Here is a 22,811-nt window from a genome sequence, read left to right as displayed (position 1 = left end):
ACCTCCCCGAGGCAGCCCCGCCGTCACCACCGAGGCGGGTGCGGAGGTCTGCGCGGCAGATGTGACGGCTGCGAGGGTCGCTGCGGCGGGCGCGGGGGCGACTGATGCTGACTGGACGTCGACTGCCGGTCATCGATGCCCGAAAGGTGGCCGCCGTTCGTCTGACCGAACCCGTGTCGCTGCTCCGGATACCGCCGATGGGCCTCGGCCCGCTCGGCCTCGGTCATCTGCGGCTTCGGTCGGTCGATGACATTGCGCAGACCTGCGAGAATCGTCAGCACCGCCAACCCGGCCAGAGCGAGCCCGGCCCACATGACCGTGCTCACCGGAGTCGGCGGGTTCCCGAAGATCTTCACCCCGGCGAAGGGAAAGACGAAGATCGTCCCCAGATAGGGCAGGAGAAGGGCCAGAGCGACCTTGTACCCGCCGACCATCATCGGCAGCAGCAACGCCAGGCACCACGCCATGCCGGCGGTGACGAAGAACAGCACGAGGAAGATGCTGGCCGGGTCACCGCCCAGTTCGGCCGCGACAGTGCCGGGAAGCGCCCGATCGCCGAGGAAGACGGGCCAGATCATCATCACCACTGTGATGATCACCCCGCCGCCGATCACGCCGAGAAGCACCAGCGGGGCGAGCCCGTGGCGCCGGAACCCGTTGTCGACCCGTTTGGTCTCGAAGAACAGGAACGGGAACATGATGACCAGCACGCCGGTACAGATGCCGGCCCATACCGCATCGGCCTCGAGCGTGTCGCGTGTGCCCTTCTCAAGCATCAGTCCGGTCGAGGCGAGCCAGACGAACAGAGACATGAACAGGGCACCGACAAGGCTGATGCCGAGCACTCTCCGGAGGTCACGCGACCAGGTCGGAACGGGTTCGGTCTCCGGCGGCTCAGGGCTCTCGGGCGGTGGGACGGTCATGTCCTCTATCGTCGCATGGTCTCAGTCCGGTTTCCGGAACACCGAGGGCAGCTTCTTCATCCTCCGTCCGGTCTCCCGGTACGACCACTGCCGCATCGGCTGCGGGACCCTCCACTGCAGCCTCCAGGCGAGCATGCGGAAGCCGAAGGCGGCGGCCGCGATGATCAGCGAGGTGACACCGCCCAGCAGCCCGGTCACCTCGGCGAGGATCGTCAGACCGGACCCGAACAGGGCGGGGATGAGATAGAGGTCGGTGCCGCGGAAGATCGCCGGATCCTCGCTGGCCACGGCGTCGCGCATGAGCCCGCCGCCACAGGCCGTCAGCGCCCCCATGAGCAGCGCGGCCGGGTAGTTCGCATCGGCCGACAGCGCGATCGTCGTGCCCGTGACGCTGAAGAGGGCCAGACCCATCGCATCGAAGGCCACGATCCAGATCCGGGCGCGGGAGACGTGCGATCCGATGATGTAGACGAGCAGCGTCGCGATCACCGCGGGCGCGAGATAGAGGGGCTGACCGAGCGCGTTGGGCGTCCGGTCGAGCAGCACATCGCGGATCATCCCGCCGCCGATGCCGGTCAGCATCCCGAGCACCAGCCCACCGGTGATGTCGAAGTTGCGTCGGGCGGCCAGCAGCACTCCGGACACGGCGAAGACGAAAGTGCCGGTGAGGTCGAGGGCGAGGAAGATGATCTCCTGCAGATCCGCCTCCATACCGACTCCTCACATCACGCGGCCCCCGATTCCCGACATTCCCGACGGATCGGACTCAGCTGAGCTGGAAGTTGTCCGGGTTCTTGTACGGTTCGATATCGACGATCGGCGTGCCCTTGCCCATGAGCAGCTTCGAGATCGGGCAGCGAGCGTGGGCGCGGGCGGCGTACTTCTCAGCGTCGGCCTCCGAGACTCCGTCGATGGAGATGAAGGCGTGGGGCGCGAAGTAGAAGCCGTTGCCCGATGGTTCCTGGTGCAGTTCGACTTCGACGCGCACCCGGGACAGGACATCGAGCTCGTTGACGGCGAGCACGACCTTCAGCGTCTCGCCGAGGCAGGTGGACCAGGCCATGGCGAGGAACTGTTCGGGGTTGTTGCCCTGATCGACGTTCGATGTCGGTGCCGTGGGCAGGGTCTGACCGTCATCGACGCGCACCTCGCCCGAGGTGCCGCCGAGGTTCTCGACCTTGGCAGTGTAGATGGGAGCGCTCGGGCTCTTCGGTTCGTCCGAGTCTCCGCTCGGAGCCTGCGGTTGGGCGTATCCGGGGTTCTCAGTCATTGCACCATGCTACGACAGGCACGCAACAAGTTCACTGTGCTTTCGGTGAATGGAACGTGACCGCGGGGCTCGGGCAACCGGCCGCAGCCGGACCCATCCGCCGAACCCGCGGCTCCGAATCATCGTCATGATTCGACGTCATCGTGACCGCCGCCGCGCCCGAGGTGCAGCAGCCGGTATCGCCGCCGCTCTCCTCCTCTTCGGCTCGGCCGAACTGCTCGCCCGTGCCGTCGGTCCTCCGGCAGCGCCGCTGCTCGCCCTCGGGCAGACGCTGATCCCGCTGGCACCCTCTGCGGTCATCGGACCGGTCATCGATCTGCTCGGACACAACGACAAACCCGTCCTCATCGCCTGCACGGGACTGGCCGCACTCGCACTCGGCGGACTCCTCGGCAGCCTGGCCCACGGCCGAACTCGCCTGGCGATGATGCTGCTGACGATCGCGGGTCTGGTGCCCGTCACAGCGGTGCTGCTGCAGCCGGATGCCCGGCCCGCCGATGCCGTTCCCACGCTCGTCGGCCTCGTGCTCGGCCTCATCGCCTTCCGTCTGCTTCTCCGCCCACCCCTGCGCAAATCGCCGCTGCCCGGCGGACCGGCCCGCGCCGCGGGTGCCCCGACCTCTGCAGGTGCCTCGACCTCCGCCGCAGGCGGGCCTGTCGGGCAGGCGGATCGGCGGCAATTCCTCCGTCTCGCCGGCCTCATCGGGGCAGCCGGTGCCACCGCCGTCGCCGCCGGTCAGACCGTCGCCTCACTGGTCCAGGACGCCGGAGCAGCGGTCGCGAGGCTCGTCCTGCCGGAACCGGCGAGGAAGGCAGCGGCGATACCGGCCTCGGCGAGCATCGACGTCGACGGAGTGGTTCCCTTCGTCACCGATCGCACCGACTTCTATCGCATCGACACCGTGCTCGCTCCCCCGTCCATCGAGCCGGCCGAGTGGTCGCTGCGCATCCACGGCATGGTCGACAACGAGGTCACGCTGACGATGGACGATGTCCTCGACCTGCCCCTCGAGGAACATCACATCACCCTCACCTGCGTGTCGAACCCCGTCGGAGGCGACCTCGTCGGCACGGCCACGTGGTTGGGCTATCCGATCCGCGCACTGCTCGGGCGCGCTCGCCCGCGCCGGGAGGCCGATATGGTGCTCTCCCACTCCTTCGACGGCTTCACCGCCTCGACTCCCCTGCCGGCGCTGACCGATGACCGCGATGCGCTTCTGGCCGTCGGGATGAATGGCGGGCCCCTGCCGCCCGAACACGGCTTTCCCGCCCGCCTCGTCGTGCCCGGACTCTACGGCTTCGTCTCGGCCACCAAATGGGTGACCGAGCTCGAAGTCACCCGCTTCGATGAGAAGACCGCCTATTGGACCGACCGCGGATGGGATGCCTCGGCCCCCATCCTCGTGGCCTCCCGGATCGAGGTGCCGAAACCCCTGGCGACGGTCTCGGCCGGGGAACTCCGGGCCGGTGGAACGGCGTGGGCACAGCGATCGGGGATCGAACGCGTCGAGGTCCGCCTCGACGACGGCGACTGGACCGAAGCCACCCTCGCCGAGGAGGTCACCATCGATACGTGGCGGCAGTGGCGGGCCGATTTCTCCGAGGTGGAGCCCGGTTCTCACACACTGACCGTTCGTGCGACCGACAAGGACGGCAACGTGCAGACGGCGAAACGTCGGGACTCGATCCCGAACTCCGCCACCGGCCACCACCACATCCAGTTCCGGGCCGAATGAGCACGTCGGCCCGGCGCCGGCGCGGAGATCGGTACCGGATTCTCGCCGAAGACCCATCCGATGCGGATTCGGCTGCGAATACCGGGTACACAGCATCCACGGGAGGCGACTTCCACGGCTGTGCCGACCAGTTCACCGCTTTCAAGGAGCACAACGATGAAAACCCAGCTTCGCACCCGCACCGCAACTCTCATCTCAGCCGGCGCCATCGGACTTCTGGCGCTGAGCGGCTGCTCGGGCATGGGCTCGGACTCAGGAGGTTCCGAGTCCGAGAACTCGGAGTCCCAGTCCGACTCCGGCGAGTCCGGTTCCGGGGAGTCCGAGATGCCCGATGAGTCCGGCGACGCGTCGATGGACGACGCTGATCTCGTCGGTTCGGGCTGCAGCGCCTATGCCGAACAGAATCCCGACGGTGCCGGTTCCGTCGAGGGCATGGCGCAGGACCCGGTGGCCACAGCGGCTTCGAACAATCCGATGCTCACGACCCTGACCAAGGCCGTCTCGGGCGAGCTCAGCCCTGATGTCGACCTCGTCGACACGCTCAACGGCGACGAATTCACGGTCATCGCCCCGGTCGACGACGCCTTCGACGCCGTGCCGAAGGACGACCTCGATGCTCTGACCGAGGACTCGGACGAGCTCACGAAGGTCCTGACCTACCACGTCATCCCCGGTCAGCTCTCGCCCGAGGAGGTCTCCGGCGAACACGAGACCGTTGAAGGATCGAAGGTCGATGTGTCCGGCGAAGGCGAAGACATGAAATTCGACGATGCCGAGCTCGTCTGCGGCGGAGTCAAGACCGCCAATGCGACGGTGTACATGGTCGATTCCGTGATGATGCCGGAGAAGTGACCGCCGCATCGCGACCGCGGCCAGGGACCGATCGACGAGATGCCGCTCGGTCCCTGGCCGCGCTTTTCGGCTCCGCCTGTGATTCGTCGCGGGTCGCCGGCCGACCGGATGACATGATTGGACGATGAGTTCAGATGATCCTTCGGCCTCGGCCCACGGGCCGCCCAGTGGCGGCCGACCTCATGGCGGCCGACCCGGCAGCGAAGAGACAGCGACCGCCCCGACGGATCCCAGCGGCGACCTCCTGATGCGCATCGCCGGAGGCGACCGGAGCGCATTCGAGCGACTGTTCACCGATCAGTCCCGGATCCTCATGGCCGTGATCCTCCGGATCGTGAAGAGCCGGTCACTGGCCGAGGAGGTTCTCCAGGAGTGCTTCACCGAGGTGTGGACGCGGTGCTCCGGGTTCGACCCCGAACGCGGGTCCGGCAGAGCGTGGCTGATCACACTGTGCCGCAGGCGAGCCATCGACTGTGTGCGCAGCGTTCAGTCCCAGCAGGATCGCGACCTCGCCGACGGTCTGCGCTCGTCCGCGGAGACAGGCGACCAGGTCGAACAGACAGTCATCGACCGGGCCGAGTCGGACCGCACCGTGACCGCCCTGAAGGTCCTTCCCCCGGAGCAGTCCACTCCGATCGTCATGGCCTTCTACCAGGGCCTGACCCACGCCGAGATCTCGGAGAATCTCAAGGTGCCGCTGGGTACCATCAAGTCACGGATCAGAGACGGAATGAAGAAGCTGCGAGACGAGTTGGAGGCGAGCCGATGAGCACCGATCGTGACTATCTGGCCGCCGGTCTGGCCCTGGGCGGGCTCAGCGACGACGAGGCAGCCGAAGCGCGTGCCCTGTCCGACTCCGATCCGGACTTCCGAGCCGAGGTCGCCGCTTATGGCGAGGTCATGGCGGAGGCGGCAGGCTCCGATGAACCGGCCGAGATCAGCGCCGAGGCTCGTGCGGCGATCCTCGGGATCCCCGAGACCCATGAGCAGGAGACCGACGCCGAGGCCTCGACCGAGACCACGTCTTCGGTCGAGCCTGAGTCGTCGACCGCACCTGAACCCCTGGCCGAGCCCACGCCATCGGCCGATCGCCGGGGCCGCAGGGCCGGACGCCGGTCCTGGCTGCCCTATGTGGCTGCGGCGGCCGCCCTCATCGTCATCGCCGGTTTCGGAGTGACGATCTGGCAGCAGAATCAGCGGCAGAACGAGCTGCAGGCCGCTCTCGAGCAGACCCAGCAGCAGCTCGACGAGTCCACTCGCCTGATGGAGGCCGACGACCTGCGCACGAGCACCGCCGATCTGCCCGAAGGCGGATCGGTCACCGTGCTCTCCTCCGAGAGCCAGCAGCTCATCCGCTTCAGTCCCCGCGACGTCGGGCCGGCCCCTTCGGGCAAATCGATGCAGATGTGGGTGATCGACTCAGGAGGGCCGAAGAGCGTCGGCCTCATGCCGGCTCAGCCCGTGACGATCTCCGACGAGGACTTCTCAGCAGGCAGCGTCTTCGGCATCACCGTCGAACCCGAGGGCGGGTCGAAGCAGCCGACCAGCGACCCCATCGTCGCGATCGACCTGTAGGTCAGGAGACCCGATGACCGAATTCGCATGGGATCCGGATTCCTACCTGGCGCTCATGGCCGAGGAGATCCCCGACTACCGACGGCTGCAGGCCGAACTGACCGCCGCGGTGGCCGCACACGATCGGCCGCCGCGGACCGTCCTCGACCTCGGAGTCGGCAGCGGTCTGACGGCGGAGAAGGTCGCCGAGGCGCTGCCCGAAGCCCGCACCCTCGGCATCGACGCCAGCGAACAGATGCTCGCAGCCGCCGCACGGACGCTCGACCCCGACCGGACCGAGCTGCGTCGCGGCCGGCTCGAGGATCCGCTGCCTCCCGGGCCCTTCGACCTCGTCATGTCGACGCTGGCGATCCACCACCTCGACGGGCCGGGCAAGGCCGATCTGTTCACCCGCATCGCCGAGGTCCTGCCCGCCGGCGGACGGTTCGTCCTCGCCGACCTCATCGTCCCCGCCGATCCCACCGACGTCGTCACCCCGATCGATGGGGTCGAGGACACCCCCAGCGCGCTCGATGAGCAGCTGGACTGGCTCGCCGAGGCGGGGCTTGCCACCCGCGTGCACTGGCACCATCGTGACCTCGCGGTGGTCAGTGCCGAGGCCCCTCCGCCTCCAGCGGGATGAACCGGCGACCGAATCCGCTCCACGGCGGATTCCCGCGCACCCGCGCGGTGTCTAAGCTGGAGGGATGAGTGTCAGTGAAGAGCCGGCGGCCGCCGATATCGGCGGCCTCACCCCGGAGGACCGGAACCCCGAGCGGGCCGATGTCTGGCTCGTCGCGGCGTTGGCCGCAGGCTCGATCGTCTTCGCCGTGCTCTATTCCGGCAGCGGGTTCTGGGAGTTCAAGGCTCCGCTGTGGGTCGCGTGCCTGCTGTCGATCGTCATCGCCGTTCCGCTGCTGTGGAGGCGGCGCTTCCCGAATCTCGTGGCCTGGTTCATCACCGCGCTCTATGTCACCGCACAGATCCTCAAGGTGATGGAGCCCGGTGTCTCGCAGATCATCCTCTTCATCTCCGTCTACGCGATCGGTGCGTTCCGGCGCAGCAATCGGGTCGCGTTCTACTCCCGGTGCCTGCTGTGCCTGGCCATCTTCGTCTATGTCGTCGTCTCGGCGGCCCTCCAGTTCCGAGATCTGGGGGAGATGACCTTCGTCCAGTTCGCGGCCGCCACCGGAGTCACCTTCCTCATCAACGCCGTCTTCTTCGGCGGCGCCTGGCTCTTCGGCAACCGGGCGTTCGCGCAGAGACGCCTGCTGGCCGAACTGCAGGCGGCCGATGCCGAGGTCCGCGAACAGGAGCAGCGTCTGACGAAGCAGGCACTCGAGCTCGAACGCGTGCGCATCGCCCGTGAGCTCCACGACGGCGTCGCCCACCACATCGCCGGAGTCGGCATCCACGCCGCCGCCGCGCGTCGCAGCCTCGAGAGGAATCCCGACAAGGCCAAGGAATCGCTGCAGGTCATCGAGTCCTCGACCCGTGAGACCGTCGACGAACTCCGCGCCCTCGTCTACACCCTCCGCGACACGGGCTCCTCGACAGACGGGAACGCCTCGGCCGATGCCGACGGTTCGACCGAGGCGAACGATCCGGCCCGCGCAGACACCGCGACTCAGGGCAACCCCGGCCTCGGCGATCTGCCCGAACTCATCGAATCCGCGCGCCGGTTCGGTCAGACGGTCGAGTTCAGCACGATCGGCTCTGTGCGGGAGCTGACCCCGATCACCGAGATGTCGATCTACCGGGTGGTCCAGGAATCGCTGACCAACTGCTCGCGCTACGCGGGAACCGGCGCCGAGGTCGCCGTGCGGCTGCGCTACGGCACCACCGAGCTCGAAGTCGAGGTCAGTGACTCCCGCCCTGACAGCGGACCGGCCGGTGCCCGCTCCCTGCCTGCGGGAGAGGGCCTGGGGCTGGGCATCGTCGGGATGAGGGAACGCATGAGCGCGCTCGGCGGCAGCCTCGAAGCCGGACCGAAGTCTCGCGGCGGGTGGCTGGTCAGAGCCCGCATCCCCTATCCCCGCAGAAGCGCCGAGGCGGGCCAGACCCCGGGCGTCACCGCGTCCGAGCATCCAGCACCCGAGAACCCCACGAAGGCATCGAGATGATCCGAGTCCTCCTCGTCGACGACCAGTCCATGGTCCGCACCGGCTTCCGCACGATCCTCGAGAGCGAAAACGGCATCACCGTCGTCGGTGAGGCCGAGAACGGCCAGATCGCCATCGACCGGGCGCTCGAACTGTCCCCGGATGTCATCTGCATGGATGTGCAGATGCCGGTCATGGACGGCCTCGAATCGACCGCGGAGATCGTCCGGCGGGGCGCGGCCGGAGCCGTGCTCATGCTCACGACCTTCGACCGCGATGACTTCCTCTTCCGCGCCCTGGCCGCCGGGGCCAGCGGATTCCTGCTCAAAACTGCCGAGGCTGAGCAGCTCATCGATGCGGTGTCCGCCCTGGCCGCCGGTGATGGGCTGCTGTCCCCCGAGGTCACCCGCAGAGTCATCGAACGGTCCGTGAGAGAACCCGAGCCCGCCGCTCCGGCCGCTGCCGAGTTGTATCAGCTCACCGAACGGGAGATCGAAGTCCTCGAGCTCGTGGCCACCGGTGCCAGCAATGCCGAGATCGCTGGGCGGCTCTTCGTCGGTGAGGCCACGGTCAAGACCCATGTGTCGAACCTGCTGACGAAGCTCGACCTCCGCGACCGCATCCACGCCGTGATCTGGGCCTACGAGCACGGCATCGCCACGATCGGCCGGCGCGAGGACACGCTCTGAACCGGCCCCGCCGGATGCTCTCCCCCGATCCTCTCCCCCGCACAGCGGGTCGAAAGATCACCCGCAAGGCTGATCCCCCTCCCCTGATCTGCGCCTAGCGTGGAGGCATGATCACCCTCGAGAACATCAATCGCAGCTTCGGTGACAAGCAGGTGCTGCACGACCTGAGCTTCTCCATCGGCGACGGCCGGATGACCGGGTTCGTCGGATCGAACGGTTCGGGCAAGACCACGACGATGCGGATCCTGCTCGGGGTGCTGACCGCCGATTCCGGAACGATCACGGTCGACGGCGCACCGATCACCGCCGACCATCGCAGTGCGATCGGCTATATGCCCGAAGAGCGCGGCCTCTACCCGAAGATGCCGATCATCGATCAGCTCGTCTACCTCGCCCGCTTCCACGGCCTGTCCCGACAGGCGGCGAAGGCCCGCGGTCTCGAGCTGCTCGAACAGCTCGAGCTGAGGGGAGAACCGACCGACACCCTCGAATCGGTCAGCCTCGGCAACCAGCAGAAGGTCCAGATCGCCGCCGCCCTCATCCACGGCCCGCAGGCCCTCGTCCTCGACGAGCCGTTCTCCGGCCTCGATCCAACCGCCGTCGAACGCACCCTCGACGTACTCACCTCCTTCGCCGCCTCCGGCGCCCCGGTGCTCTTCTCCAGCCACCAGCTCGAACTCGTCGAACGCCTCGTCGACGACCTCGTCATCATCAACGAGGGCCGTCTCGTGGCCACCGGGACCACCGACGAGCTGCGTCGCCAGCGCAGCCTGCCCGAATGGACTCTGCAGGCCGATTCCGATCTCGGCTGGGTGCGCGAGATGCCCGATGTCTCCGTCGTCGAACTCGACGGCAACTGGGTCCGCTTCACGGCCCCGGACGCCGGTGCCGCCGAGGCGGTCCTGCGCCGGGCGCTGAGCCTGACATCGGTTTCGTCCTTCGCTCCGCACAGAGTTGCGCTCAACCGTCTCTTCCAGGAGGTCACACAGTCATGAGCCGGCCAGTCACGAACAGGGCCGGGTTCACCACCGCCATGGGCCTGGTCATCGAACGCGAGATCATGGTCCGCCTCAAGTCCAAGGCCTTCATGATCTCGACGATCCTCTCCATCGTCATCCTCGGTGTGCTCGTCGGGGTCTCGGGGGCGCTGCCGTCCCTGTTCTCGTCCACGGACAGGGTGGCGGTCACCTCGGCGTCGGCGCAGGCCGTGGCCGGCATCGATGACATCGAACCCGTCGACGTCGACGATGCGAACGAGGCGAGGGCCCTGGTCACCGCCGAGGAGGTCGAAGCGGCCGTCGTCGAGTCCCCGGACTCGCCGACCGGTCTCGCCGTGCTCTCCCTGCGCTCGGCTCCGGAGTCGCTCATCGCTTCGCTGAGTCTGACCCCCGAGGTCGAACTCCTCGATCCCGACGCTCCGGATCCGACGCTGACCTCCTTCATCGGTCTCGGGCTCGGGCTCGTGTTCTTCATGGCCGCCATGACGTTCGGGAACACGATCGCGTCCTCGGTGGTCGAGGAGAAGCAGTCGCGGATCGTCGAGATCCTGCTCGCGTCCACCTCGGCGCGGGTGCTCATGTTCGGCAAGGTCATCGCGTGCACGATCCTCGCCTTCGCACAGATCGGGCTCACCGCGGTCGCGGTGATGACCGGGGCCGCCATCAGCGGAAACGACCTCGTGCTCGGCAAGGTGGCCGAACCGATCGCGTGGTTCGTCCCGCTCTTCGTCGTCGGCTTCGTCATGGTCGCCGCCCTCTACGCGGCAGCCGCCTCGATGGTCTCGCGCCCCGAGGATCTGGCCTCGACGAGCATGCCGATCATGATGCTCATCTTCCTGCCCTATATGGGCGTGATCATCTTCTCCTCGAACGAAGCGGTCATGGCCGTGCTGTCCTACATCCCGTTCTCGGCGGCCGTGGCCGTGCCGATGCGGGTCTTCCTCGGCACGATCGAATGGTGGGAACCGCTCGTCTCGCTGGCCGTCCTCATGCTCACCACGCTGCTGGCGCTGCTGTTGGCCACGCGGATCTTCGAGGGCTCGATCCTGCGTTCGGGACCGAAGCTGTCGTGGGGCCAGGCGCTGAAGTCCTCATCCTGAAAAGGGAGTCCCGGCGAGCTACAGCCAGCCGTTCTCGCGGGCGATGCGGGCGGCATCGGCGCGGTTGCGGGCGTTCGTCTTCCCGATTGTCGCTGACAGTCGGTTGCGGACCGTGCCCGCGGAGAGGAAGAGCGCCGAGGCGACCTCCCCGACGCTCGCCCCGTCGGCGGCCGCACGGAGCACTTCGGTCTCCCGCTCGGTCAGGGGAGTCTCCCCGTGCATCGCCGATTCGACGACGAGCTCCGGGTCGATCACGCGCAGCCCCGCCATCACCCGGCGGATGCCCTCGGCGAGGTGTTCGACCGGGGCGTCCTTGACCATGAAGCCGTCGACGCCTGAGTCCATCGCCCTCTTGACCCAGCCCGGACGGCCGTAGGTGGTGACGATGATGACCCTGACCTGCGGGTGCTTCTCAGCCAGCATCTCTGCGACCGAGAGACCGTCGGGTCCGGGCATGTCGACGTCGAGCAGAGCGACATCGGGGCGCTTGTCATCCACGGCAGGAAGCACCTCGGTGCCGTCGGCGCATTGGGCGATGACCTCGAGGTCGGTCTCCATCCCCAGCAGTGCGGCAAGGGCCTCGCGCACCATCCGCTGGTCGTCGGCGATGAGCAGCGTGATCATGGCCGGGCCCCGTCTTCGGGTGCGGTGCCGTCGCCTCCGGACTCAGTGCCGTCCCCGGCCCCGTCTGCCGGTGCCCGGTCACGGCTGATGATGAGGCCGAATCGGTCCTCGGCCTTCTCCGTGCGCACCGTGGCGCCGACGGACTCCGCTCTCTCCTGCAGTCCGCGCAGACCGGTGCCCGCCCCCAGCGCAGCGAGATCGGAGCCGCGACCCGAGCCGTCGTTGCGGATCTCGAGACGGTCCGTGTCGAGTGAGATGACGCAGCGTCGGGCGCGCGCATGGCGGAGGATGTTCGTACTGCCCTCGCGCACGCTCCAGGCGAAGAGCTCGCGCAGCTGCCCGTCAACGGCATCGACCGAGGTGGGCGCCTCGACCTCGATATCGGCCGAGCGCAGCGCGCGGGTCGCGGCCACGAGCTCCTCAGCCAACGAGATCCGCCGCACTCCCTGCACGGTGGTGCGGACATCGGCCAGGGCCCCACGGGCGAGCGTTTCGATCTCGCCGATGTGGTCGGCCGCCTCGGGGGCGCCGGCGGCCTGGAGCTTCGCCGCCAACTGGGCTTTGAGGGCGATGACCGTGAGCGAATGGCCGAGCACGTCGTGGACGTTCTGGGACAGCCGCAGCCGTTCGGCTTCCCGTTCGAGTCGTCGGTTCTCCTCTTCCGCGGCCCGCGCGGCGCGGGCCCGGTCGCCGGCCATGAGCGCCATGACCATGGCGAACCCGGAGATCGAGATTCCGAAGGTGGCGGACCAATCATGGCTCCAGCCGGGCACGAGCCGTTGGGTCGCCTCGGCGATGATGAGCGTCGATGCCGCGATGACGAGGCCGGGAATCACCCGGCGCACCGACACGACCGCGAGCACGGAGATGTAGGCGAGGTACGACAGCGCCTCCTCACCGACGAGGGGAATGGCCACGACGGCGATGGCGATCATGCCGATGAGCGCCGCATTGACGACGATCAGGGTCCGGCGCGTGCGGTGAGCGTGAGGGTTGCGCATCGTCCGGGCGAAGGTGCCCAAGCCGATGCCGCCGACGATCATGCCGATGTAGAAGATCACCGCGAAGGCGATCGTGAGGAGCACACCCCAGAAGCGCGGCGCCCCGTCGAGCCGGATCGCCGCCGCCAGCGGATAGGCGAGGAAGACGAGCCAGAAGAACGGAAAGAGCCAGCTCATGAAGTTCAGCGGCCGCGTCCCGTCGGTCGAGGGCTCTGCCGTCGGCCGGCCGCTGGTGCCGTTCGTGCTCACTGTGCTCCTGAAATGTTCACCGTGTTCCTGCTGCGTTCGCTCGTCGGTGACACTGTACGGGTTCACACTCTCCCGGTGTCACGGCGCAGGGCCCAGGCCGAGCCGGCGACGAAGATCGCGAGCCAGGCGAGGACGCTGACGATCGCCCAATGATCGTAACCCGCACCCAGCGGTGCACGCGCGATCTCGCCGACTCCGTAGGCCGGGGTGAATCGGGCGATTGCCTGCAGGGTGTCCGGCCAGATCTCGAGTGGGACGAAGAGTCCGCCGATGAGGGAGAGGATGCCCAGCACCATGCTCGAGACCTGGATGGCGTTCTCGGCCGGCAGCAGGTAGCCGAGCATGACACCGAAGGCCGCGAACACCGCCGAGGTGAGGATGACGAGCGCACCGGACAGCAGCAGGGTGCCCAGTGGGGCGTGGACTCCCGTGAGAGCGGCGAGGACGAAGACGACGATGACGGACACGGCTCCGAGGGCCATCGACACGACCACCTTGGTGAGGATGTAGGCGGCCGGGTGCAGTGGGGTCAGCGCCAGCTGCCGGCTCCAGCCCAATGCGCGTTCGACCGCGACCTGGGCGCCGCCGGTGGTCGTGGCCACCATCGCCCCGTAGGCGGCCAGTGACACGGAGATGTAGAGCGCGGCGTCGGTGTCTCCGAGCATCTGGCCCTTGTTCGTCAGACCGAAGATGAGGTAGAAGACCGCGGGCATGATCATCGTGAAGATGAGCGTGCGTCGGTTGCGCAGCTTGCGGATGAGTTCGAGGCGGAGCAGGGTGGCGGAGAATCCGCCGAGGCTCGGTGCTCGCCGCTCGTCCAAGGAGGCCAGGAAGTCCGCCGAGGCGGTGCTCGCCGGCCGAGGTGCGGCAGGCGGTTGCGCCGTCGTATCGGTTGCGGGTTTCGCGGTCATATCGGAGTCCTTTCGGTTCTCGCGCTCACGCCTGCGAGGTCAGGCTGATGAAGGCGTCTTCGAGCGAATGCGAGGAGATCTCGAGGTCGGTGCAGGCATTGTCGAACAGGGTCTTCGCGGCGGTGTCCGAATCGGTGGTCCGCATCTTCAGCCGCTTGCCCTGGACCTCGACGGATTCGACTCCGGCCAGCCCGCCGAGGAGGTCGACGATCCCAGCGACACCGGGAGCCGCCTCGGCGGGGGTTTCGGTGTCCGTTGCCATATCGAAGAGCGGCAGGGTCGCGCTCACGGTCTTCGCGGCCGCCATGGCTCGGATCTCGTGGGCGGGACCGTCGGCGACGATGCGGCCGCCTGCGACGAGGATGACGCGGTCGGCGAACTCGTCGGCCTCCTCGAGGTAGTGGGTGGCGAAGAGGATCGTCTTCCCGGTCAGGGCATCGACACGCATCTCGTGCCAGAAGTCGCGACGGCCGGTCACGTCCATGCCGGTGGTCGGTTCGTCGAGGACGCTGAGTGCCGGGTCGGGCAGCAGCGCCATAGCGAAGCGCAGGCGCTGCTTCTGCCCGCCCGAGCACTTCTTCACCGTGGAGCCGGCGATGTCGGCGATGCCGGCACGCTCGAGGACGAGGTCGACGTCGAGGGAGGAGTCGAAGATCGCTGAGGTGTATTCCACGGTCTCGGCCACCGTGAGGTCGTCGAGGAGACCGCCGGTCTGCATGACCGAGGACACGAGTCCGCGGCCGACGGCCTGCCTCGGCGGCATGCCGAAGATCTCGACCCCTCCGGCGTCGGGGCGGGAGAGTCCCAGCAGCATGTCGATGGTTGTGGTCTTGCCGGCGCCGTTGGGCCCGAGGAAGGCCACGACCTCGCCGGGGCGGATACTCAGGTCGATGTCATCGACGGCCCTGAGCTCGCCGAAGCTCTTGGTCAGGTGGTTGAGAGTGACGGCGCGCGGAACCGCGTCGTCGGTCCGCGCCGAGGCGGTCGTGCGTGCTGTCTGTGTGCTCACGGAATGAGGCTAAGCACTCGCGAACGGCAGTGGTGATGCCATTTGTCACCACTGCGTCAAGGCGGAGCCAAGTTCACCCAACCTTCACGTTCCCTCCACCTCCATTGTGAAGAGACTGAGTAGCTTGGGGTCGTCTGATAGCCCAGTTCGACGAAAGGACAGTCCATGGCCAGGAGATCTCAGCGTCTCGCCGCGGCGACCGGAGCGCTCAGCCTCGCGCTCTTCGGGTTCGCCGCACCCGCCTCGGCGGCAGGAATCGACGAGCCGGGAGGAGCCCGGCAGCTCGACGGCGATCACACGGATGCCGTCCGCGAGGCCGTCGAGGACTCCGGCGCGAAGAACGTCATCCTCCTCATCGGCGACGGTATGGGCGATTCGGAGATCACAGTAGCCCGCAACTACGCCAAGGGCGCTCATGGTCGCTTCGCCGGACTCGACGAGCTGCCGCTGACCGGGCAGTACACGACGTACGCGCTCGACAAGGACAGCGGCAAACCCGACTACGTCACGGACTCCGCGGCCAGCGCCACCGGCTGGTCGACCGGGACGAAGTCGTACAACGGCGCCATCGGCGTCGACCGGCACGGCACACCGCAGACGACGCTGCTCGAGATGGCGCGGGCCAAGGGGCTGAAGACGGGCAACGTCTCCACTGCCGAGATCCAGGACGCCACTCCGGCCGCGCAGATGGCCCACATCAGCGATCGCGGCTGCTACGGTCCGGAGGAGACGAGCGAGGACTGCTCGGACGAGGCCCTGGAGAACGAGGGTCTCGGCTCGATCAGCGAGCAGATCCTCGACGCGCGGCCCGATGTGACCCTGGGCGGCGGTGCGGCTTCCTTCGACCAGACGGCCGCGGCCGGTGACTGGAAGGACGAGACGCTGCTCCAGCAGGCCGAAGACCGCGGCTATCAGCTCGTCGACGACGCCGACTCGCTCGACGCCGTGACCGAGGCGAATCAGGATTCGCCCGTGCTCGGTCTCTTCACCGAGGGCAACTTCCCCGTCCGCTGGAAGGGTCCGAAGGCCACCCATGGAGGCGGCACCGAACCGGCCGTGAAGTGCGAGGACAACCCCGAGCGCACTTCGGAGGTTCCGAGCCTCGACACGCTGACGGACAAGGCCGTCGATCTGCTCGACAATGACAAGGGCTTCTTCCTCCAGGTCGAGGGCGCGAGCATCGACAAGCAGGATCATGAGGCGAACCCGTGCGGGCAGATCGGTGAGACCGTCGACCTCGACGAGGCGGTCGAAGCCGCTCTCGACTTCGCGAAGGAGGACGGTGAGACGCTGGTCATCACCACCGCCGACCACGCCCACACCTCCCAGATCGTCTCTGCCGGTTCCGACACTCCGGGTCTGACTCGGACGCTGACGACCGCCGACGGCACCGATATGACGGTCAACTATGCGACAGCGGACGAAGGTGCGTCGCAGGGTCACACCGGCACCCAGATCCGCATCGCCGCCTACGGTCCCGGAGCGGCGAACGTCGTCGGGCTGACCGACCAGACCGATATGCACTTTACGATCGCCGACGGCCTCGGTCTCGATCGCGACGCCGAGATCCCCGGCGACCCGGGCGAGGATGCCAACGGCAACGACGACTCGAGCGGTGCCGACGATGCGGACGGCGCTTCGGACACGGACGGGTCCGATGGCTCGTCCGATGCGGGCGGCTCCGAGGACTCGGAGGGATCCGCCGACTCCGCAGGCGCGAACGACGCCGACGCAGCCGGCGGAGGCTCCGGCGCGAACGGCGGCGCCGAGGGCGGAGAGGGCAATGGCTCGTCCGGCGGCGATGAGGGTCCCGGATTGGCCGGAGGCAGAGGCGGCATGCTGCCGCGCACCGGTGTCGAGATCGGTGCCGCGATCTTCTTCGGCGTCGCCGCGATCATCGGCGGATCGGCTCTGGTCCGCATGGCCAAGCGCCGCGGGGTGCTCCCTGCCTGACCACTGCCGGGTGACCCGCCACGGCGCTTCAGCGCACCGCTTGTCTCACCCCGCCTGATCGCGGACGATGCCGGACGCTCCCAGCGAAGCGCCCGGCATCGTCCGTCGTGCCCACAGGTCGACCTGGCAGACTGACGCCATGGAATCGCTCGAACTGCCCCTGACCACCGAGCGCCTGCGCCTGCGCCCGCATCGGACCTCCGACGCCGAGGCGCTCCTGCCGATCCACTCCCGCGAGGACGTCGCCCGGTACCTCCTGAAGGACCCGTGGACCGCCGAGGCGGCCGAGACCGAGATCGTCAAACGCCTGCCACGCACCGGTCTGGCGACCGAATCCCGGGCCCTGGCGCTCGTCATCGAGACCGCCGAGGGTCTCGATGCGATCGCAGGGTCACGGGTCATCGGCGACATCGGTCTCTGGCTCGAGGACATCGGTGATCAGAAGGCAGAGATCGGGTGGACCCTCGATCCGGCCGCCGGCGGTCACGGCTTCGCCACCGAGGCCGCCATCGCCGTACTGGGCGTCGCCTTCGGCCATTACGGACTCCACCGCGTTGTCGCGCAGATGGACGCCCGGAACACCGCCTCGGCGAAATTGGCGCGGAGGATCGGGATGCGACAGGAAGCGCACCTGCGCAAGGACTGGTGGTCGAAGGGCGAATGGACCGACACCCTCATCTTCGGGATGCTCTCAACCGACCGGCAGACCGCCTGAGCCAGCTGACTCGATTTTCTGAGATCTCGGACTCTTTGTGCCGCCACCCGTACTTCGGTCCCCCTGTGGCATGAGAGTCTGAGGTGGCCGTGGCGCCGGACCAGACGATTGTGTGGGCAGGAAGGCGGCCACGGGCGGTCGAGAGAAGAGGACAGAGAACACCGATGGCTCCAGCCGACAAGGACCGCAAAGAGGCGCTCCCCGCGGACGACCGCGACACCGAACACGTCGACGGACAGGTTCGCGCACACGAGGAGAATGCGGGCCTGCGCAGAGGCCTGACCGCCCGCCATATCCGTTTCATGGCTCTCGGCTCAGCCATCGGCACGGGTCTGTTCATGGGTTCCTCCGAGTCGATCCAAGCGGCCGGACCCGCAGTGCTGCTCGTCTACATCATCGGCGGTGCCGCTGTGTTCATGGTGATGCGCGCCCTCGGAGAACTCGTCGTCCGCCACCCCGTCTCGGGATCCTTCGGCCAGTACGCCTCCCGCTACATCCACCCCTTCGCGGGATTTCTCGTCGGTTGGACCTTCGCCTTCGAGATGGTCCTCGTCGCCGTCTTCGACGCCACCGCGATCGGCGTGTACATGGGGTTCTGGTACCCGGGCGTGCCCCGCTGGATCTGGGTGCTCGCCGTCGTCTTCTTCATCGCCGCTGTCAATATGATCGGCGTCAAGGTCTTCGGCGAGCTGGAGTTCTGGTTCGCGCTGATCAAGATCATCGCGATCATCGCCCTCATCTCCGCCGGTGTTGCGATCATCATCTTCGGCTTCGGAATCGCCGACCACGACCAGATGGGACCGCAGGCGCTGCTGAACCACGGCGGCTTCTTCCCTCACGGTCTCTGGGGTGTGCTCTCATCGTTCACCATCGTGATGTTCGCCTTCGGCGGCATCGAGATCATCGGAGTCACCGCCGGCGAGGCGCAGAACCCGAAGCAGGTGCTGCCGGCCGCCATCAACTCGGTGCCGGTGCGCATCCTCCTCTTCTATGTGCTCACCCTCGGCGTGATCATGTGCATCCTGCCCTGGAATCGGGTCACCTCCGAGATCAGCCCCTTCGTCGCGATCTTCGACTCCATCGGCTTCACCGCAGCGGCCGCCATCCTCCAGGTCGTCCTCATCACCGCGGCGCTGTCGGCCATCAACGCCGATATCTTCGGGGCGGGGCGGATGCTCCACGGACTGGCCGAACAGGTCCAGGCCCCGCGATCCTTCGCCCGCACTTCGCGCAGCGGCGTGCCTGTGATGACCGTGGTCACGATGATCATCGCTCTGCTGGCGGGCGTCGTCCTCAACTACCTCTATCCCGACCAGGCCCTGTTCCTGCTCGGAGCTCTGGCCACCTTCGCCACGGTGCTGGTGTGGCTAATCATCCTCGTCTCCCATATCCGGATGAAACGGGTGATCGCCGAGGAGGCCCGTCTTCCCAGCGAATTCCCCATGCCCATGTGGCCGGTGGGCTCATGGATCACGGTCGCGTTCATCCTCTTCGTGGTCGTCATGGTCGGCCTCGTCCCCGACTCACGACCGGCCCTGTGGGTCGGTCTGCTGTGGGTCGGGGCACTGTGGCTGTGCTACCTCGCCTTCGTCCGCGGCGAGGGACGCAGACCGCACCCGCTCAGTGACCGCACCGAACCCATGGGGTCCGGACGGAACTGACGTCCCGGTCCGCGAGCTTGCCGCTCCTCACGGCGTCCGCCGCCGCAGCGTCAGCGAACCGACGATGATCGCCCCGACGATCCAGCAGACGATGAACAGCACGCGCAGCCAGATGTAGGCCTCGTCCTCGTTCCCCGTCGAGACCGCGTCCAGGGCATCGATCGCATGCGACAGCGGCAACCAGTCGCCGATGACCTCGAGCACATCGGGCAGCTGCGTGCGGGGAAGGAAGATCCCGCCGAGGAGGATCTGCGGAAACACGAACACCGGCATGAACTGCACGACCTGGAACTCCGTGCGGGCAAACGCGCTGGCCAGCAGGCCCAGAGCCGTGCCGAGCAGGGCATCGGCGATCGCGACGATGAAGAGCAGCCAGATCGATCCCTCGATCGTCAGCCCGCACACCAGCGTCGCGTAGGCGACGGCCACGGCCGTCTGCACGATCGCCAGGAGGCCGAAGGCCAGGGTGTAGCCGAGGATGAAGTCGCCGCGTCCCATCGGCATCGACAGCAGCCTCTCGAGAGTGCCGCTGCGTCGTTCGCGCAGGGTCGCGATGCTCGTGACGAGGAACATGACGATGAAGGGGAAGAGCGCGAGCATCGCCGGCCCAATGCTCGCGAAGACATCGGTCTCGTCGAAGATCCAGGCCACCAGTCCGATGAGCAGGCTCGGCACGACGAGCAGCAGGGCGATCGTGCGCGGGTCGTTGCGGATCTGATGCAGCACCCGGCCCGCGGTGGCAAGGGTCTGCATCGGCCTCATCGCCGGCCTCCCTTCCGCGGGCGCGGGCCCGCCTTCTCCGAGAGCGGGCCTGCCTTCCGCGAGAGCAGATGCGTCGGACCTGAGCGGGTGGTCTGCGAGTCCTTCTCGATGATCCGCAGGAACGCCTCCTCCGCCGAGGCGGACCCCGTGCTCGTCAGCAGCTCCTCAGGGGTCGTGTCCGCGATCACCGCGCCCTCGCGCATGAGCAGCAGACGATCGCAGCGCGTGGCCTCGTCCATCACATGGCTCGAGACCACCAGAGTCGTGCCGTCGTCGGCGAGTCTGCGAAAGATCTCCCACAGATCGGCCCGCAGCACGGGGTCGAGGCCCACCGTGGGTTCGTCGAGGACGAGCAGCTCGGGAGATCCGAGCATCGCCGCGGCCAGGGACACCCGGTTGGCCTGCCCGCCCGAGAGCGTCCGCGCCAGCTGATCGGCCTGACCCATGAGATCGGTGCGTTCGAGGACGCGGTCGACATCGGCCATCGGCGCGGACTGCACCCGCGCGAAATAGCGCAGATTGTCCCGCACGCTGAGGTCGTCGTAGATGCTGGCCGCCTGCGTCATATACCCGACCCGCCGGCGCAGGGGCGTCGAACCGGCCGACTCGCCCAAGACCCGCACGCTTCCGCCGGCGATGATCTGGACTCCGACGAAGGCGCGCATCAGCGTCGTCTTCCCGCTTCCGCTGGGCCCGAGCAACCCCACGATCGCCCCCTGCGGCACCTCGAGGTCGAGTCCGTCGATGACGGTCGCGCGACCACGGCGGACCCGCAGGCCGCGTGTGACGATCGCATTATTCACCATATGACGAATCAGACACCCGGGCAGTGGGCGCGTCAAGACTAACGGTGATGTCCCGGCTGTGCGAGAGGGGCGTCGGTTCCCTCGGCGACCCCGTCGAGGTGGCCCTGCACCGCCGGCGTCAGACGGGCCGTCAGCTCATCGGCCGACAGCGAGACGAGGGGCTCGAGTTCGAGGACGTGGCGGATGATGAGCGCACCGGCCATCTTGGTGAGCACAAGAGTGGCCCGCAGATCCGCCTCGGCGGGCTCGATCCCCCGCTGCTCGCTTTGTGCGGACGTCCCCGCCGGCGGGGAACGGATGCTGACTCGGCCATGCTCCTCAGCTTAGCTGCCGCGCCTGCCCCGCGGGCGCGGCAGAGACATCTCCCGACCAGGTTGCGCCTCGTGTCACGATCGGTCGCTCGAATCGATGGATGACGGTTAAGATCGCCGCATGACCGATTCGCTGAGCTGGCCCGATGTCCTGACCACCGTGCTCGCGGGACGCGATCTCAGCGTCTCCGAGGCCACGTGGGCGATGCGCCGTGTGATGGAGGGTGAGGTCACGGACGCGCAGCTGGGCGGCTTCCTGCTCGCCCTGCGCGCCAAGGGCGAGGCCGTGGAGGAGATCATCGGCTTCCGCGATGCCATCCTCGAGGCCGCCGTGCCGCTGCCGGTCGACCCGAACGTGCTCGACATCGTCGGCACCGGAGGCGATCGCTTCGGCACCGTGAACATCTCGTCGATGGCCTCGATCGTCATCGCGGCCACGGGCATCCCCGTCGTCAAGCACGGGAACAGGGCCGCCAGCTCGAAGTCCGGCTCCTCCGACGTCCTGGCCTCACTCGGCATCGAGCTGGGTCTGGCCCCGGACCGGGTCGCCGCCGTGCTCGAGGAGGCCGGCATCACCTTCGCATGGGCGGCGGCGTTCCACCCCGGGTTCAAGCACGCGGGACGCACGCGCGCCGAGCTCGGGGTCGCGACGGTGTTCAACTACCTGGGACCGCTCGTCAACCCGGCCAGGGCCGAGGCCAACGCGGTGGGCGTGTCACAGCCGGAGAGCATCCCGCTCATCACCGGAGTGTTCCGCACCCGCGGAGCGACGGCGCTCGTCTTCCGCGGCGAGGACGGCCTCGACGAGCTGAGCACCACCGGGTACAGCCGCATCTGGCAGATCACCAACGGTGACATGCACGAGTTCGACGTGCACCCGAGCGACCTCGGCCTGCCGACCGCGAACATCGAGAGCCTCCTCGGCGGCACACCGGAGCACAACGCCGAGGTGCTGCGCCGCACGCTGGCAGGTGAGCAGGGCGCGGTGCGCGATATCGTGCTGTTCAACGCGGCCGCGGGGATCGTCGCCTACCGGCTCTTCCAGGACCCCGCACAGGCTCAGCGCAACCTGATCCAGCGCCTCGGCGAGGCGTTGGACGAGGCCGCGGCCGCGATCGACGACGGCCGGGCCACCGCCAAGCTCGAGCAGTGGGTGACCGCGACGCGGCGGTTCGACACGGAGTGAGCCTGCGGGGCGTCGACGTCCCGCTCTGCCCAGCCTGCCGTCGTCCGTCCCGTCAGCTGTCGGGCTCGTCCTCACTCGATTCGGGCAGCTTCGACTCGTCCACCGCTTCGTGGGAGCCGTCGGTGTTGCGGTAGAGAGTCACACCTTCGGCCTCGGCGGCTTCCTGCGCCTCCTGCTCGGGGTCGGCGTCCGAGTATCCCGGAGTGGATCCGTAGGAGACATCGGGCCCGCTGGCCCGCGACGCGAATTCATCGAGCCGTTCGTTGACTTCCTGCGCCTTCTTCCGCACTTCGTCCATTCGACCCATGACTGCGCTCCCTTCGTAACGGCGGCGTTCTGCCGAGAGGCCGCTGCGAGGGGGTCGGCCATGTGCTCACCGGCCGACGCCCTCGGTCGCTTC

24 protein-coding genes are annotated in these 22,811 nt (G+C 67.8%); 13 read left to right on the top strand and 11 right to left on the bottom strand.

All coding sequences use genetic code 11. From position 1 onward, the window contains the following. Positions 1 to 23 precede the first annotated feature (23 nt). Genes IG171_RS17075 through IG171_RS17065 form a run of 3 tightly spaced genes read right to left on the bottom strand, consistent with a single transcriptional unit; the run spans position 24 to position 2,193 of the window. Complete coding sequence (locus IG171_RS17075) at positions 24 to 923, bottom strand: hypothetical protein (protein ID WP_212128524.1); 900 nt, start codon at positions 921 to 923, stop codon at positions 24 to 26. 21 nt (positions 924 to 944) lie between these two features. Then, positions 945 to 1,634: a trimeric intracellular cation channel family protein gene (locus IG171_RS17070; protein ID WP_212128523.1), complete on the bottom strand. Its 690-nt coding sequence runs from the start codon at positions 1,632 to 1,634 to the stop codon at positions 945 to 947. A 55-nt stretch (positions 1,635 to 1,689) separates the two neighbouring features. Beyond that, positions 1,690 to 2,193 carry an OsmC family protein gene (locus IG171_RS17065; protein ID WP_212128522.1) on the bottom strand — a complete coding sequence of 168 codons (504 nt, stop codon included), beginning with the start codon at positions 2,191 to 2,193 and terminating at the stop codon, positions 1,690 to 1,692. Between the two features lie 127 nt (positions 2,194 to 2,320). On the opposite strand from IG171_RS17065, the gene IG171_RS17060 reads away from it, so the two are divergent. The 9 genes from IG171_RS17060 to IG171_RS17020 all read left to right on the top strand — a co-directional run bounded on the left by IG171_RS17060 (position 2,321) and on the right by IG171_RS17020 (position 11,223). Continuing rightward, positions 2,321 to 3,928, top strand: a complete 1,608-nt coding sequence (locus IG171_RS17060) for a molybdopterin-dependent oxidoreductase (protein ID WP_212128521.1) — start codon at positions 2,321 to 2,323, stop codon at positions 3,926 to 3,928. A 156-nt stretch (positions 3,929 to 4,084) separates the two neighbouring features. After that, positions 4,085 to 4,780 carry a fasciclin domain-containing protein gene (locus IG171_RS17055; RefSeq protein ID WP_212128520.1) on the top strand — a complete coding sequence of 232 codons (696 nt, stop codon included), beginning with the start codon at positions 4,085 to 4,087 and terminating at the stop codon, positions 4,778 to 4,780. 124 nt (positions 4,781 to 4,904) lie between these two features. Next, positions 4,905 to 5,549 carry a sigma-70 family RNA polymerase sigma factor gene (locus IG171_RS17050; RefSeq protein WP_212128519.1) on the top strand — a complete coding sequence of 215 codons (645 nt, stop codon included), beginning with the start codon at positions 4,905 to 4,907 and terminating at the stop codon, positions 5,547 to 5,549. After that, entirely contained in the window at positions 5,546 to 6,355 is an 810-nt protein-coding gene (locus IG171_RS17045; RefSeq protein WP_212128518.1) for an anti-sigma factor, read from the top strand. The genes IG171_RS17050 and IG171_RS17045 overlap by 4 nt, the downstream gene beginning before the upstream one ends. Before the next feature lie 13 nt (positions 6,356 to 6,368). Next, positions 6,369 to 6,977: a class I SAM-dependent methyltransferase gene (locus IG171_RS17040; protein WP_212128517.1), complete on the top strand. Its 609-nt coding sequence runs from the start codon at positions 6,369 to 6,371 to the stop codon at positions 6,975 to 6,977. Between the two features lie 64 nt (positions 6,978 to 7,041). Beyond that, positions 7,042 to 8,457 (top strand): sensor histidine kinase, encoded by a 1,416-nt coding sequence (locus IG171_RS17035; protein ID WP_212128516.1) that lies wholly within the window; start codon positions 7,042 to 7,044, stop codon positions 8,455 to 8,457. Then, the gene (locus IG171_RS17030; protein WP_212128515.1) at positions 8,454 to 9,125 is read left to right on the top strand and encodes a response regulator transcription factor; all 672 of its coding nucleotides are present in this window, start codon (positions 8,454 to 8,456) and stop codon (positions 9,123 to 9,125) included. Before IG171_RS17035 ends, IG171_RS17030 begins: the two co-directional genes overlap by 4 nt. 107 nt (positions 9,126 to 9,232) lie before the next feature. Then, entirely contained in the window at positions 9,233 to 10,120 is an 888-nt protein-coding gene (locus IG171_RS17025) for an ATP-binding cassette domain-containing protein (RefSeq protein ID WP_212128514.1), read from the top strand. Further along, positions 10,117 to 11,223 (top strand): ABC transporter permease, encoded by a 1,107-nt coding sequence (locus IG171_RS17020; RefSeq protein WP_212128513.1) that lies wholly within the window; start codon positions 10,117 to 10,119, stop codon positions 11,221 to 11,223. Before IG171_RS17025 ends, IG171_RS17020 begins: the two co-directional genes overlap by 4 nt. 18 nt (positions 11,224 to 11,241) lie before the next feature. On the opposite strand, the gene IG171_RS17015 is transcribed toward IG171_RS17020, so the two are convergent. The 4 genes from IG171_RS17015 to IG171_RS17000 all read right to left on the bottom strand — a co-directional run bounded on the left by IG171_RS17015 (position 11,242) and on the right by IG171_RS17000 (position 15,017). Continuing rightward, positions 11,242 to 11,847: a response regulator transcription factor gene (locus tag IG171_RS17015; RefSeq protein ID WP_212128512.1), complete on the bottom strand. Its 606-nt coding sequence runs from the start codon at positions 11,845 to 11,847 to the stop codon at positions 11,242 to 11,244. After that, positions 11,844 to 13,097 carry a histidine kinase gene (locus IG171_RS17010; protein ID WP_212128511.1) on the bottom strand — a complete coding sequence of 418 codons (1,254 nt, stop codon included), beginning with the start codon at positions 13,095 to 13,097 and terminating at the stop codon, positions 11,844 to 11,846. Before IG171_RS17010 ends, IG171_RS17015 begins: the two co-directional genes overlap by 4 nt. A gap of 62 nt (positions 13,098 to 13,159) precedes the next feature. After that, positions 13,160 to 14,008 carry an ABC transporter permease gene (locus tag IG171_RS17005; RefSeq protein ID WP_212128510.1) on the bottom strand — a complete coding sequence of 283 codons (849 nt, stop codon included), beginning with the start codon at positions 14,006 to 14,008 and terminating at the stop codon, positions 13,160 to 13,162. Positions 14,009 to 14,033: 25 nt separating this feature from the next. Then, a complete protein-coding gene (locus IG171_RS17000; RefSeq protein WP_212128509.1) occupies positions 14,034 to 15,017 on the bottom strand; it encodes an ABC transporter ATP-binding protein in 984 nt (327 codons plus the stop codon). A 165-nt stretch (positions 15,018 to 15,182) separates the two neighbouring features. On the opposite strand from IG171_RS17000, the gene phoA reads away from it, so the two are divergent. The 3 genes from phoA (at position 15,183) to IG171_RS16985 (ending at position 19,346) form a co-directional block, all read left to right on the top strand. Then, positions 15,183 to 16,970, top strand: coding sequence for an alkaline phosphatase (phoA, locus tag IG171_RS16995; protein ID WP_212128508.1), 1,788 nt, complete (start codon positions 15,183 to 15,185; stop codon positions 16,968 to 16,970). 139 nt (positions 16,971 to 17,109) lie between these two features. Next, positions 17,110 to 17,685 carry a GNAT family N-acetyltransferase gene (locus tag IG171_RS16990; protein WP_212128507.1) on the top strand — a complete coding sequence of 192 codons (576 nt, stop codon included), beginning with the start codon at positions 17,110 to 17,112 and terminating at the stop codon, positions 17,683 to 17,685. Between the two features lie 302 nt (positions 17,686 to 17,987). After that, on the top strand, positions 17,988 to 19,346 hold the full coding sequence (locus tag IG171_RS16985) for an amino acid permease (RefSeq protein ID WP_249204364.1): 1,359 nt from the start codon (positions 17,988 to 17,990) through the stop codon (positions 19,344 to 19,346). Between the two features lie 27 nt (positions 19,347 to 19,373). Here IG171_RS16985 and IG171_RS16980 read toward each other — a convergent pair whose 3' ends face one another. From IG171_RS16980 to IG171_RS16970, 3 genes are read right to left on the bottom strand one after another with little or no spacing between them, the layout of a single operon-like run. After that, positions 19,374 to 20,108 carry an ABC transporter permease gene (locus IG171_RS16980; protein ID WP_212128505.1) on the bottom strand — a complete coding sequence of 245 codons (735 nt, stop codon included), beginning with the start codon at positions 20,106 to 20,108 and terminating at the stop codon, positions 19,374 to 19,376. Continuing rightward, entirely contained in the window at positions 20,105 to 20,914 is an 810-nt protein-coding gene (locus IG171_RS16975) for an ABC transporter ATP-binding protein (protein WP_212128504.1), read from the bottom strand. The genes IG171_RS16980 and IG171_RS16975 overlap by 4 nt, the downstream gene beginning before the upstream one ends. A 38-nt stretch (positions 20,915 to 20,952) precedes the next feature. Next, the gene (locus IG171_RS16970) at positions 20,953 to 21,129 is read right to left on the bottom strand and encodes a hypothetical protein (protein ID WP_212128503.1); all 177 of its coding nucleotides are present in this window, start codon (positions 21,127 to 21,129) and stop codon (positions 20,953 to 20,955) included. 217 nt (positions 21,130 to 21,346) lie between these two features. On the opposite strand from IG171_RS16970, the gene trpD reads away from it, so the two are divergent. After that, entirely contained in the window at positions 21,347 to 22,411 is a 1,065-nt protein-coding gene (gene trpD / locus IG171_RS16965; protein WP_212128502.1) for an anthranilate phosphoribosyltransferase, read from the top strand. 52 nt (positions 22,412 to 22,463) lie between these two features. On the opposite strand, the gene IG171_RS16960 is transcribed toward trpD, so the two are convergent. Next, entirely contained in the window at positions 22,464 to 22,718 is a 255-nt protein-coding gene (locus IG171_RS16960) for a hypothetical protein (RefSeq protein WP_212128501.1), read from the bottom strand. Positions 22,719 to 22,811: the final 93 nt, after the last annotated feature.

This window comes from Brevibacterium sp. SMBL_HHYL_HB1 (assembly GCF_018208375.1).
In the GTDB taxonomy this organism is placed as follows: Bacteria; Actinomycetota; Actinomycetes; order Actinomycetales; family Brevibacteriaceae; genus Brevibacterium; species Brevibacterium intestinavium.
This window is presented reverse-complemented; position numbering and strand designations above follow the sequence as displayed.